This is a genomic window from Sphingobacterium sp. LZ11T8 (genome assembly GCF_024261425.1).
Lineage (GTDB): Bacteria > Bacteroidota > Bacteroidia > Sphingobacteriales > Sphingobacteriaceae > Sphingobacterium.
In genome coordinates this window covers 132914-145881 of sequence record NZ_JANBZY010000007.1, presented here as the reverse complement: position 1 = coordinate 145881, position 12968 = coordinate 132914, and the positions used below count along the sequence as shown (strand labels likewise).

The 12968-nt window shown below is 40.3% G+C and carries 10 protein-coding genes; 6 read left to right on the top strand and 4 right to left on the bottom strand.

Annotated features, from left to right (window positions below; genetic code table 11):
* The first annotated feature begins 1 nt into the window (after window position 1).
* The 3 genes from NLF99_RS16130 to NLF99_RS16120 all read left to right on the top strand — a co-directional run bounded on the left by NLF99_RS16130 (window position 2) and on the right by NLF99_RS16120 (window position 5164).
* Window positions 2–2326 carry a glycoside hydrolase N-terminal domain-containing protein gene (locus tag NLF99_RS16130; protein ID WP_254529560.1) on the top strand — a complete coding sequence of 775 codons (2325 nt, stop codon included), beginning with the start codon at window positions 2–4 and terminating at the stop codon, window positions 2324–2326.
* A 164-nt stretch (window positions 2327–2490) separates the two neighbouring features.
* Window positions 2491–3975, top strand: a complete 1485-nt coding sequence (locus NLF99_RS16125) for a hypothetical protein (protein WP_254529558.1) — start codon at window positions 2491–2493, stop codon at window positions 3973–3975.
* A gap of 787 nt (window positions 3976–4762) precedes the next feature.
* Window positions 4763–5164: a hypothetical protein gene (locus NLF99_RS16120; protein ID WP_254529556.1), complete on the top strand. Its 402-nt coding sequence runs from the start codon at window positions 4763–4765 to the stop codon at window positions 5162–5164.
* A gap of 84 nt (window positions 5165–5248) precedes the next feature.
* Here the strand turns inward: NLF99_RS16120 and NLF99_RS16115 are convergent, their stop codons facing one another.
* From NLF99_RS16115 to NLF99_RS16100, 4 genes are read right to left on the bottom strand one after another with little or no spacing between them, the layout of a single operon-like run.
* The gene (locus NLF99_RS16115) at window positions 5249–6718 is read right to left on the bottom strand and encodes a glycine--tRNA ligase (RefSeq protein WP_185213377.1); all 1470 of its coding nucleotides are present in this window, start codon (window positions 6716–6718) and stop codon (window positions 5249–5251) included.
* Between the two features lie 29 nt (window positions 6719–6747).
* Window positions 6748–7212, bottom strand: a complete 465-nt coding sequence (gene bcp, locus NLF99_RS16110; RefSeq protein WP_254529554.1) for a thioredoxin-dependent thiol peroxidase — start codon at window positions 7210–7212, stop codon at window positions 6748–6750.
* 11 nt (window positions 7213–7223) lie between these two features.
* Complete coding sequence (locus tag NLF99_RS16105) at window positions 7224–8945, bottom strand: M23 family metallopeptidase (protein WP_254529552.1); 1722 nt, start codon at window positions 8943–8945, stop codon at window positions 7224–7226.
* 1 nt (window position 8946) lies between these two features.
* Complete coding sequence (locus NLF99_RS16100; RefSeq protein ID WP_254529550.1) at window positions 8947–9558, bottom strand: fumarylacetoacetate hydrolase family protein; 612 nt, start codon at window positions 9556–9558, stop codon at window positions 8947–8949.
* 363 nt (window positions 9559–9921) lie between these two features.
* On the opposite strand from NLF99_RS16100, the gene NLF99_RS16095 reads away from it, so the two are divergent.
* From NLF99_RS16095 to NLF99_RS16085, 3 genes are read left to right on the top strand one after another with little or no spacing between them, the layout of a single operon-like run.
* The gene (locus NLF99_RS16095; protein ID WP_254529548.1) at window positions 9922–10581 is read left to right on the top strand and encodes an HAD family phosphatase; all 660 of its coding nucleotides are present in this window, start codon (window positions 9922–9924) and stop codon (window positions 10579–10581) included.
* A 51-nt stretch (window positions 10582–10632) separates the two neighbouring features.
* Window positions 10633–11112 (top strand): gluconate 2-dehydrogenase subunit 3 family protein, encoded by a 480-nt coding sequence (locus tag NLF99_RS16090; RefSeq protein ID WP_254529546.1) that lies wholly within the window; start codon window positions 10633–10635, stop codon window positions 11110–11112.
* 3 nt (window positions 11113–11115) lie between these two features.
* The gene (locus tag NLF99_RS16085; protein WP_185213383.1) at window positions 11116–12831 is read left to right on the top strand and encodes a GMC oxidoreductase; all 1716 of its coding nucleotides are present in this window, start codon (window positions 11116–11118) and stop codon (window positions 12829–12831) included.
* Window positions 12832–12968: the final 137 nt, after the last annotated feature.

Here is a 12968-nt window from a genome sequence, read left to right as displayed (position 1 = left end):
AATGAAGAGAGTAGTGTTGATGAGTTTGTGCCTTTGGACGGGACTTCTAAGTGCGCAGGATTCTAAATTATGGTATAAGGAACCCGCAAAAGTCTGGGAAGAGACCCTGCCCTTGGGAAATGGATTGATTGGAATGATGCCGGATGGCAAGATCAATGATGAATCCATTGTATTGAATGAAATATCCATGTGGTCCGGATCTCCCCAAGATGCCAATAACTATAAGGCAATGAATTCTGTTGGTGAAATCCAGAAACTGCTGTTTGAAGGAAAGAATGATCTAGCAGAAGCATTGGTCAACAAGAATTTTGTATGTGTAGGAGCCGGTTCAGGACAAGGTAATGGAGCTGAGGCCCCTTATGGCGCATTCCAGAATCTTGGTTTCATGAATTTTCTATTCTTTCATCAAGGCGAAACTACCGATTACAAACGCTGGCTGGATATCGCCGATGCGAAAGCGGTTACCAGTTTCAGCAATAATGGGACACATTATCTAAGGGAGTACTTTACATCTTTTGACAAGAATGTAGGCGTTGTCCGTTTGTCTGCAGATAAAAAGAAATCAATAGCATTTGCCATGCATTTCTATAGGGACCAAAATGTGGAAGATTACAAGATAAACGGGAATGAAATTACGGTAACCGGCAGCCTTCCGGATGGAAAGGGAGGCCGTGGAATCCAGTTTGCCGCCAAGTTCAAGGTTCTGACAAAAGGGGGGACTCTTCAGAACCACGACAATCAGATCATTATCAAGGGTGCTGATGAGGCCCTAGTGTTGTTTACAGGCTCTACCAGTTATTACGGACATGATCCTAAGGATTATGTATCTAAGGAAATATTGAAGGTGGAGAAAAGCAATTATGCTAAACTGTGGAAAGCACATGCTGCAAAATACAAGCCTCTGTTCGATCGCGTGTCCTTACAGCTTGCCGATGTATCCCCGAAGGCAGATGTTCCGACAAAAGACCGTTTGCAGGCTTTCTTTAAAGATCCAAGCCAAGATAATGGACTGGCATCTTTATATTATCAGTTCGGAAGGTATTTAACCTTAGCGAGCGCATCGCCCCATACCCCGAAAGCATTGCCACCAAACCTTCAAGGTCTTTGGGCACATCAGATCCAGACTCCTTGGAACGGCGATTACCATTTGAACATCAACGCTCAGATGAACCATTGGGGAGTAGAAGTGAACAACCTTTCTGAATACCATAAACCTTTTATCGAGATGATCAAAAATATTGCGAAAGAAGGGACAAAAACTGCAAAGGCTTATTATAATGCTCCTGGATGGGTTGTCTACATGATGACGAACCCATGGGGGTACACTGCCCCAGGTGAACACGCTTCTTGGGGAGCCAGTACGGCTTCAGGATGGTTGTGTAATCACCTTTGGGAGCACTACCAATTCACAAAGGATGAAGCATACCTAAAGGAAATATATCCAGTTTTAAAAGAAGCTGCGGTTTTTTATAAAGCCACCATGGTAAAAGACCCTAAGACAGGCTGGTTAGTTACCTCTCCTTCGGTTTCTCCAGAAAATGGTTTCAAGTTGGCCAATGGTAAGCGTGCTGCTGTGGTCATGGGACCTACCATCGATAACCAGATCGTCCGCGAATTATATGAATCGGTCATAAAAAGTAATGAGATCCTTGGCTTAAATGACGATTTCGCGAAGCAGTTGCAGATCGACATAAAACAGTTACCTCCGGCAGTGGTAGTAAGCAAATCAGGTCGTGTGATGGAATGGCTGGAAGATTATGAAGAGGTTGAACCCAAGCATCGACATGTTTCTCATCTCTATGGTCTGTATCCAGCAAATTTCATATCGCCTGTGAGCAGTCCAGATTGGGCTGAAGCTGCGAAGAAGACCTTGGCGGTCCGTGGCGATGAAGGAACCGGTTGGTCCAGAGCTTGGAAGATCTTATTCTGGGCAAGATTGCATGATGGTGACCATTCACTAGAAATCTTGAGACAGTTGTTGCAGCCTGCCTACGGTAGTGGAACAACCTATGAAGGTGCAGGAGCAGGCACCTATCCAAATCTCTTTTGTGCCCATCCTCCCTTCCAAATTGATGGAAACTTTGGCGGATCAGCAGGTATCGCTGAAATGCTGATTCAAAGCCATGATGGTTATATCCATTTATTGCCTGCTTTGCCATCCGCATGGAAAGATGGTAAAGTTTCTGGTTTAAAAGCAAGAGGGAATTACACTGTTGATTTTGAATGGAAAGACGGAAAAGTTACAAATCTTCAAATTAAAGGTAAAAAGGGTGAAAAAGTACCTGTTATCAAAAATGGAGAAAAAATAAGCTACACCGTTTCTTAAAGCATTTAATTAAGTTTTTTTGATGTAAAGGTTAGATATCATTCTATCTTATAGATGATTAAAGAGATAATTAATATTTTAATTATCTCTTTTTTCTTTTTTGTTAAACTCTATCATTTAATTTAAACATAAAATATTTTAGTTTACTTTAAATTTTAATTATTATGAGTTTATTATGCCGATCCCTCCGTTTCCTTTTGGCCTTCCTAATCCCAACATTGCTTTGTTTCTCCTGTAAAAGGAAAGATCATGAAGCCCCACAGCCTGATAACGGCCTACATCAAGTTTCTTTCAATTTTTCAAATTTCCAGTCTGAGATCCAATCCTACCATTCCGCTCCCTCAACCAAATCTGTTCAAAATGATGCCACATTAAACCTTCATCCTGATCAATTTGAAGTACTGGGTTACTTCGATATGAATAAAAAATCTTTAGAACCTACCTATGATTATGATCAGGTATTTAAAATAGAAGTTATATCAGGTCTAGAAAATAGCGTTCAATTTGTAAATGATCCTTCAAAGCCTGCTTATAAAGATAATTTTGTCTATACTGTGAAAGGATTATCGAGGTTTTCTTTCAAAATAGATCTGACGAAAATTCATGAACTCGATAGACTTGAATTTGATTTGTTATCAACAGATGAAAAGCAAAAATACTTCTACGTAGATTTTTATGATCCAAAGAATTTTGCAATTAGAAAGTTAGATACAATATTTCAAATTGTTCCTAATTCCAATGCCTCTAAACCATTGCAGACCTATAACATTCCGATTCCAAAAGAATTAAAAGGAAATGATAAAACCATTGTTAATATCTGGATGAAAGACCCAAAAATCAACAGTCCCTATGTTGAGGAGCCAAATAACCATACACATTATATAGATAATATTAAATTTTATGGTAGGGCAAAAGATCGCAGTAAACCCAATTTGTCAGACTTGCCCTATTTTATCTTTAAAAAGAAAACAGGTGAACTTGTGAAAAATGGAAGTTTCGACCTTTCCCAGAATAATAAGGAGCAATTAGTGGAACTTCCTTATGGAAGCTATTATAACCTCATCTTGTTCCATGATTCGCCAAAGAAATTACTGATGCCTACGGATATCAAAAATAAGGACCAGATTTTTATTGGCCATACCTTCGAAGATAAATTTGGCCGTTCATTCGCCGCAATCGATTCCTTCGACTTAAAGGAAAATGTAGAGAAACTGGTCAAGCTTAAGCGCCTTTACAGTTTGGTAACCTTGAACTTTACTGATATTCGAGACCTAAAGGAAATTAAAAAGGTCACCGTCAGGCCAATTACTGCTCCTTATTTTTGGAAACCTTTTAATCTAAAAGTAGATACCAAAATTCTAGAGGAACCTACAAAACCATTGGAATTTGAGCAAGATTTTAACCTTAATAAAGAAATTTCATTTAGTCATTTTTTAGGACTATCTGATAAGGAGCTTCCCGTTCAATATGAAATTGAGGTCTGGGACAAAAGTAAAGTCATCCGAAAATTTAGGCTGAAATCGAATATCAAAAACAATGTGAAGTTGATTTTCAAAGGGCCCTTGTACCCATCAGGTTTCTCTACAGGCTTTTTTGAGGTGATAATTGATGAAACTTGGGATGCGAACAAAGTGGTTGTTTTTAAGTAAAATTTCGAAATCATCGTACTGATTAAAAAATTAAACTTAACGAGACCTTTTTAATTTGTTAATAATAGTGTGTTATTATTGTTATATGGCTTATTTGCTAGCGCTAACTATTATTCAGGTACTAATCATAATCCTCTATCTAAAGGTAAAAACTATTAGGGATGAAAGAGGGGAGATTATCCGAATCCTAATGTTTTCTTCCATTGTTGTTCTATTAGTTAAATATTTGGTATCCATGATTGATCCTCATATTGACTTGCTATTTACCGCAACAAGTAGCCTATGTTTGGTTTCCCTATCTTCGTTATATCTCCGTAATATCGTCTTGGAAATTAGGACCTCGGGATACCTCATGCTATTGGCCTTTTTCCCTTTTTTACTTTTTTATGTCTTCTTCTTCCTCTACAATATCTTTTCAGATCAGATAAAAGAAGGGATGATCTACGATTACCTGGATTTTTTTAATCAACGGTCAAGGACAATTTTGTTCGCCGTTACGCTAGTGTATGATATCTATATACTTTGGCCCTTTAGGAAAAACTTGGCTAAGCTCTCGTGTTCCATTGATGGACAATTAGCTTGTTCTCTCATACTGTCAAAGTTGCTTGTGCTTACAGTCATTGTTTTCAATGGGATTATTTTTGAAAACGGTTTGTTCCTCAAGTTCCCTGATGGTCTCTATACTTTTTTGGTTCTCTTTTCTATCCTTTATTATCGGTATTTTAAAACGGTGCAATTATTTTTCGCCTATATGTTTCGGTTTTATGGATTGCAAAAAAATCCAAGGTTGGAAGACTCATTTAAGAAGGACGTAGATCTGATCTTTTATGTGACAGCCATTGACCAATTAATGGACCAGGAAAAGCTCTTTAAGAATCCTGAATTTAAGCTAGGCGACATCGCTAAATTTTTGCCATTGTCTGATCGTGAATTAAAGGAAATCACTAAAGTTTATTTGCGGGGTAATTTTGAGTATTATCTCAATTCTAAACGCATTTCCTATTTCATGGATAAATTAGGGCATGCAGATCATGATTCGGCGGTGATCAATAAATTACTGTTTGAATCGGGTTTTAAAAGCGATTATGAATTTCATAGGGTATTCCATCGGGTAAACGGCTGTTCAGTTTGGAAGTATCTGGAAAGAAAAAACTATACTATTGATCAAACAAGGGTGACCTCCTCTTGAATGGTTTGAACTAACCACCTCTCTATATAAAAAAAACCTGCTTCATTCCCGAAGCAGGTTTAATTTTATTATTTCTTTTGATGCTTAGATCAATTTTTTCAAAAGGTTGCTCATGCTCACAAGGTTGCCAATGATGTTTTCTAGTTCATCAATGTTCACACGCTCTTGTTGCATGCTGTCGCGATGACGGATTGTAACCATATTGTCTTCCAAGGTCTGGTGATCTACCGTAATACAGAAAGGTGTACCGATGGCATCCTGACGGCGATAACGTTTTCCAATGGAATCTTTCTCGTCGTATTGGATGTTATAGTCCAATTTCAACTTAGACATAATCTCTCTCGCCTTTTCTGGCAAGCCATCTTTCTTGGTCAAAGGAAGGATAGCTGCTTTAACTGGAGCGATCGCTGGGTGGAATTTCAATACCACACGTGAATCTTGTTTGTCTTCAGTTGAAAGGTCTTCCTGAACCAGGCTATTGGCCAATACTGTCAGGAATAAGCGGTCCAAACCGATTGAAGTCTCAATTACGAATGGAATATAACTTTGGTTGATTTCAGGGTCGAAATATTGCATCTTCTTACCTGAAAACTCTTGATGTTGTTTTAAGTCGAAATCAGATCTGGAGTGGATACCTTCAACCTCTTTAAATCCAAAAGGAAATTGGTATTCAATATCTACTGCTGCTTTAGCATAATGCGCTAATTTCACGTGGTCATGGTAGCGATATTTTGTTTCATCAGCTCCCAATGCCAAATGCCATTTTAAACGGTTTTCTTTCCACTTAGCATACCATTCTGAATCTGTTCCAGGGCGTACAAAGAATTGCATTTCCATCTGTTCAAATTCACGCATGCGCATGATGAATTGACGGGCAATTACCTCATTACGGAATGCTTTACCAATTTGGGCAATACCAAAAGGGATTTTCATCCTACCTGTTTTTTGAACATTCAGGAAGTTCACAAAAATACCTTGTGCTGTTTCAGGGCGAAGATAAACTTGTTCCGCACCATCAGCCATAGCACCCATCTGCGTGGCAAACATTAAATTGAACTGACGTACATCCGTCCAATTTTTTGTTCCTGAGATAGGGCAAACAATATTGTGCTCTTCAATGATGGTTTTCAAACGAACCAAGTCGTCCGCATTCAACGCATCATCTAAATCTTTCTGAAGTTGGGCGGCTTTTTCATTCTTTCCGTCCTTTTCATAACGGTCGATCTTATCTTCGATCAATTGATCCGCACGGTAACGCTTTTTCGAGTCCTTATTGTCAATCATCGGGTCATTGAACCCATCCACGTGTCCGGATGCTTTCCAGGTTGTAGGATGCATGAAAATTGCAGCATCAATGCCCACAATGTTCTCATTCAATTGAACCATGGATTTCCACCAATAAGTCTTTAGGTTGTTCTTTAGTTCAGAACCCAATTGACCATAATCATATACGGCACTTAGACCGTCATAGATCTCACTCGAAGGAAAAACAAATCCATATTCCTTCGCATGCGAAATGATATTCTTGAAAAAATCGTCTGTTTGCTTGCTCATAAGGGGCAAATATAATGTATTCGTTTGATTTATTGTGCCAATAAATCTCTTATTTGTTGACTCGCATTTTTATTGTCAACTTTTTTGATAATTTGCTGAATAATACCTTTCTCGTCAATGATAAAAGTGGTTCTTGCGGTTCCCATGTATTTCTTGCCGTACATGTTCTTCTCTACCCAAACGCCATAATCTTCAACGATCTTTTTGTCCTCATCGGAGACCAGATTAAATGGAAGTTCGAATTTAGAAATGAACTTCTGATGCGATTGCTCGCTATCGATACTTACGCCAATTACCTCGAAACCATCTTTCAATAAACTCTGGTAGTTATCCCTGAAATTACAGGCCTCCGTGGTACAACCTGGTGTATTATCTTTGGGATAGAAATATAAGATTACCTTTTTTCCCTTGAAATCCGATAGCTTAATCTCCTCCCCATTCTGGTTCTTTGATGTAAACTGTGGAGCTTTGTCTCCAACTTTCAACTCTGCCATAATTGTCCTTTCTATCTAGTAAATGTAGCTTCGTAGACCTTCTCGTTATCCTTCCAGTCCTTCACTACGAATTTGAATTTATGTTGTCCCTTGCTCAATGCGGGGTCAAATCGATGCCAAACATGCCTGTTCTTGGAATCATACTCCATCAGTAACCATTTGTCATCAATATATGCATTGAAAGATTGAATCCCCGAGTAATTATCGGCAATCGTGAAGTCAATTTTTGATTGTCCACTGACGTTCTTGCCATTACTGAAATTGCGTGGAACAATGGTCGGTGCAATCGTATCTACCGTCACATAAAATGAACCAAATATCTTGGTGTTCACTGTTACCCAGCCATTTTCAAATTTCCCACCTACTGAACCTCCTTCTACAGATGCCAATAAGGCTTTGCTCTCCAGGTGTTTTGGAAGGCTGGTTGGTTTCACACTTAACTTGTAAGTGGAAAATAGGGGCGTTAGGTTGTTCTGCACATGATGTACTGCCGAATAACTGTTGGGCCTTGGAGCACTCGTGGAATACACAAAATCCAGATCAGTATAAAGGGCTCCTTTTGGAATGTCCAATTTCACTTGGTCTGCTTCAAACTTGTTGTCTTTGCTGTAGGCAAACAGTTCTCCTTTTGCAGGGTTTCGCTTTGCGGTATAGCTTGCATTGTTCTTGACTTTAAAATCCAGTTCGCTACAATTGCCATGAACGTCCTTGACTACATATTTCACATCATGGACCGCATCATCCTTCAATTCAATCGTACCATCCTTGTCTAAGAACTTGAAGATCTGTATAGGATTGCCTGGGTCTTTAAAACTCTTCTGAACCTTAGCCTTTGTTTTCTTAAAATGCGGAAAGTCTATGTAAGAATGGATGGCACTGGAAGTATTGAAATCGAGTTCCTCGAACAGCACGGTGGAGATCGCTTTACCATCAAGGAACAGTTCGATGGAATACACACCGTTTTGGAAACCTCCAGCGCGATGCCTGTCAATCGTATTTATTCCAAGGCCAAATTTACCGTTTACTGAAATCGGTGCTCCAGAAGCCAGCGCATAGCGTCCCGACCCTAGCGCCTTTAATTGTTGATACCTCCGGCCAGTATTTTCGTTAAACAGTGGATCCAGAAGGTCATAGACCATAATGCCGTTAATGGTTGGGGCAAACCTATCGGTAAAATGCAGGCCAAAGAGCTGCGGGTTCAAAGGATGCTGGGACTTAGTATCCCTGATTTCGAAATGGAGATGCGGTCCTGCTGAACCACCCGTATTCCCTGCATTTCCAATAAATTGCCCTTTGCTCAACTTCACCTGACTGGGTTTTAATTCCATATCCACATCAAACCGTTGCTGCTTGTACTGCTCCGCACGGATGATTTTGGTCAGGACATCATTAAAGCTGTCCATGTGCAAATAAACCGAGGTATAACCATTGGGATGATCTATGTAAACCGAGTTTCCACCACCACCGATCTGTACCCTTACACGGGAAACATAACCTTCGGCTGCGGCATGTAATGGAAGTCCGATTCTTTGCTGGGTCCGGTAATCGTCACCCGCATGGAAGTGGGTCGAACGGAGTTCCCCAAAAGTACCAGAAGCATCTGGCGCTATATTCAATGGATTCCGGAAATAGCCCTGTGGATAATTCCGTGATTTGATAATATCTTTATTTTGAGCGGATAGAGTTCCCGCCAGACTGAGTGCTACGAATAAGGATAGCGTTATTTTCTTCATCTTATTTTATTTGGCATGTAAACATGCTTTTCTCCTCCAAAAATCCTTCCAATTTATCCCCAATTTGTACCGGTCCTACCCCTGCTGGGGTGCCCGTGTAGATCAAATCTCCTTTTCTTAAGGTAATGTATTGGGAAACAAATGTGATCAAGCTGTCGAAATCAAAAATCATGTCCTTGCTATTGCCTTCCTGAACCATTTCTCCGTTTTTCCGAAGTGAAAAATTCAGGTTCTGTAGGTCATTGAACTGCTCTTTTGCAATCAATTCCCCGACTACGGCGGAGTGGTCAAAAGCTTTTGCCAACTCCCAAGGTAATCCCTTAGCCTTCAGTTCTGATTGAAGATCCCTTGCCGTAAAATCAATGCCCAAGCCAATCGCATCATAATATTTATGGGCGAACTTTTTGGAAACATGCTTGCCCTCATTACATACCCGTAGCACCAGTTCCACTTCATAGTGCACATCCTTGCTGAATTCTGGGTAGTAGAAGTCCTTATTGTCTTTCAAAACTGCAGTATCAGGTTTTAGAAAGATAACTGGCATTTCTGGGACAGGATTGTTTAATTCTTTGGCGTGGTCTATATAATTTCTGCCTACTGCAATTATTTTCATAAAGTATTTTGTTTTTATACCTTCCGCATATCTTTATAGCGGGCTAAGCAAACTTAATAAAAGCCACTAGCTATCGCAAATCAAGCCTTCATTAACAACAATGAATTTACAGTTCTAAGGATGGCATGAATGCAAATTTAAAATTCTATTAAGCCAAGGTTTTCTTATGAACTTTTGACCTTATTCGAGACACATTCGGAACTTTCGCAATATGTCTCGAATATGGGTAAACTAATACTTAGTTCCCATCATTAGAAAAGCATAGAACCTTATCCATGAAACCTTGTTAAATAAAGATGAAGACCTATGTTAAGACTTCGTTATTTAACATGGGCTTAATATTAATATGGTTAAATTTGCAGCATGAATAATATAAATGCAGTACTTTTTGATTTAGATGGGACGTTGATTGATTCTGAATATTTCTATTTCAGCAACTGGGCTCCAATTTTGGAGAATGATTATGGTTTGAAGATTGATTTTGATGAATGGATTTCCAATTTTGCTGGGCACACCTTGAGCCATAACGTAAAGATGTTGAATGAGGAATATAAGCTGCATGTTGATGAAGAAGATATGTGGTTTGCGACGCGTTCTCGGTATGCGAAGGCTAATATGAAGAATATACGTCTGATGCCCCATGCCAAGGAATTATTAGATGCTGTAAAGGATGCTGGAAAGACCATAGGATTGGTGACTTCCAGTTATCAGACGACCGTAGATACGGTGCTTGGAGAACATAATTTGCTGAAGTACTTTGAATTCTTTGTGACAAGGGAACAAGTGGAGAATCCAAAACCCAGCCCTGAACCTTATTTATTGGCAGTCAATAAATTATCGATCCCAAAAGAGGAGATTGTGGTGGTAGAAGATACCAGTACGGGCTGTACAGCGGCTAAAACTGCCGGTCTTTACTGTATCGCTGTGACCAAACAGGAGGTTGAAAAATCTCGTTTGACACATGCTGACGAATTATTAAACGATTTAGCAGAAGTAAAAAAATCGTTGCTTTCCCTAAATTAAAGAACTAACTATCCAATAATTCGTATTTTAGGTTTCTAGATTATGAATCTTATGGATAGACGGACCGCATTAAAACAAATGTTTATCGTGGCAGGTGGTATCATGATTGCTACTTCCTGCGACTTTAGTTCTAAAGCTCCTACCATTCAGTTAAACAAAGTGAAGCTCAATCTTGATGATGAGAAAATGTTGGCTGAATTGGTTGAAGCCATTATTCCCAAAACCGATAGCCCTGGTGCCAAAGAGCTAAACCTACATCTTTTCGTGATGAAAATGCTGGACGATTGCACGAGTCCAGAAGATCAGCATAAATTTACCGATGGCTTGAAAGCAGCCTCAAAACTGAAGGGTAAGACCTTGGAAGAGCAACAGGCTTATCTCAAGGCGCTTCCTGAAGATGATGTATTCTTCAAGATCTTGAAAAGAAGGACGGTCCAAGGATATAAGAACTCGGAATACGTGATGAAAAATAAATTAGTTTACGAATTGGTTCCGGGTAGATATAACGGAGCCGCAAAAATAGATGCATAGACCATGGCAAACTTAAATATTGATTCAGAAAAAGATCGTAGTTACGATGCCATCGTCATCGGTTCTGGGATTTCCGGTGGCTGGTCTGCCAAGGAACTTTGTGAGAAAGGTCTCAAGACCTTGGTCCTGGAGCGTGGTCGGGATGTACAGCATGTGAAGGATTATCCGACGACCAACCTATATCCATGGGAGTTTGAGCATAGAGGGGAAATGCCTTATGCCGTACAGCAGGAAAACCCAATTGTAAATCGTTGTTATGCCTTCCATGAGGATGCAGCCCATTTTTTCGTGAAAGACAAGGAACATCCTTATGTTCAGGAAAAGCCTTTCGACTGGATCCGTGGCTATCAGGTAGGGGGAAAATCCCTGTTATGGGCCAGACAGACCCAGCGATGGTCTGATTTTGATTTTGAAGGTCCAGCAAGGGATGGCTTTGCCGTAGATTGGCCTATCCGTTATAAAGATATTAAACCTTGGTATGACCACGTGGAACGTTTTGCGGGGATTGCCGGTGATAAGGACGGTCTGCCGGAACTACCGGATGGTGAGTTTCTGCCAGGGTACCCCTTGAATGTGGTTGAAAAATATTTCAAACAACAGGTAGAGAGCAAATATCCGGGAAGAAAAGTGATTTCAGCGCGATGTGCCCATTTATCTAAGCCTAATCAGATCCACTTGGATCAGGGTAGGGTTCAATGTCAGAACCGTACCTTATGCCAACGTGGCTGTCCTTTTGGAGGATACTTCAGTTCGAATGCGTCCACTCTGCCTTGGGCAGCGAAAACAGGAAACCTGACCATGAGACCGAACTCGGTCGTGCACTCTATCTTATACGATGAAAGTAAAGGGAAAGCGGTAGGGGTAAAGGTAATCGATAAAGAGACAAAGGAAGAGATAGATTTCTATGCTAAGGTGATCTTCGTGAATGCAGCGGCGCTAAATTCTACCTTGATCCTGTTGAACTCTAAATCCAATAGATTCCAGAATGGCCTGGGCAATGATTCGGGTACCTTAGGGAAATATGTGGCTTTCCATAATTACAGTGCACGGATTGGGGCGGAATACGAAGGGATGCTGGAATTTAAGACCGATGGCAGAAATCCTGCTGGAGGAGGTTATATTCCGCGTTTCAGAAATTTACATAAACAGGAGACCGATTTCTTGAGAGGCTACGCGGCTGGATTTGGAGCTTACCGTTCTTCCTGGTCGGACGAGTCGGGATTGGGGGCTGACCTGAAAGGGTCGATCTTAACTCCAAAATATGGAAATTGGGGAGTGGGTTCGCATATGATGGGTGAAACCATTCCAAAGGAAAGCAATTATGTAGCCCTGGATGATAAGCAGAAAGATGAATGGGGAATGCCATTGCTCAAGATATCCGTGGATTATGATGATAACGATGCGAAGATGAAGAAGGATTATCTGGATACCATGGAAGAAATGTTTACAGCCGCTGGGTTCAAGAATATCCATAGAAATGAAAGTTCACAAGCTCCGGGTTTGGATATCCATGAAATGGGAGGAGCCCGCATGGGTAAAGATCCCAAAACCTCGGTTTTGAACAGTTGGCATCAGGTGCATGCCTGTCCAAATGTTTTCGTTACGGATGGGGCGAGTATGACATCCACCTCTACGCAAAACCCTTCATTGACCTATATGGCTTTCTCTGCTCGGGCAGTGGACCATGCCGTCAATGAGCTGAAAAAAGGCAATATTTAAGACAATTCCGACATTTCTTGGGGATACCATCCTATTGATCCCCAAGAAATGTAAATCACGCTGATGCTATCTGACATCAATCAACCTATGGAAACCTGGTTTCCCAACATAAACTTTAAGAAGAAAAGAACGCGATC

Excerpts from the sequence above, each read along its gene's own strand:
- NLF99_RS16130 (WP_254529560.1), top strand. The coding sequence starts at position 2 with ATGAAGAGAGTAGTGTTGATGAGTTTGTGCCTTTGGACGGGACTTCTA.
- NLF99_RS16125 (WP_254529558.1), top strand. The coding sequence starts at position 2,491 with ATGAGTTTATTATGCCGATCCCTCCGTTTCCTTTTGGCCTTCCTAATC.
- NLF99_RS16115 (WP_185213377.1), bottom strand. The coding sequence starts at position 6,718 with ATGAGCAAGCAAACAGACGATTTTTTCAAGAATATCATTTCGCATGCG.
- bcp (WP_254529554.1), bottom strand. The coding sequence starts at position 7,212 with ATGGCAGAGTTGAAAGTTGGAGACAAAGCTCCACAGTTTACATCAAAG.
- NLF99_RS16105 (WP_254529552.1), bottom strand. The coding sequence starts at position 8,945 with ATGAAGAAAATAACGCTATCCTTATTCGTAGCACTCAGTCTGGCGGGA.
- NLF99_RS16100 (WP_254529550.1), bottom strand. The coding sequence starts at position 9,558 with ATGAAAATAATTGCAGTAGGCAGAAATTATATAGACCACGCCAAAGAA.
- NLF99_RS16095 (WP_254529548.1), top strand. The coding sequence starts at position 9,922 with ATGAATAATATAAATGCAGTACTTTTTGATTTAGATGGGACGTTGATT.
- NLF99_RS16090 (WP_254529546.1), top strand. The coding sequence starts at position 10,633 with ATGGATAGACGGACCGCATTAAAACAAATGTTTATCGTGGCAGGTGGT.
- NLF99_RS16085 (WP_185213383.1), top strand. The coding sequence starts at position 11,116 with ATGGCAAACTTAAATATTGATTCAGAAAAAGATCGTAGTTACGATGCC.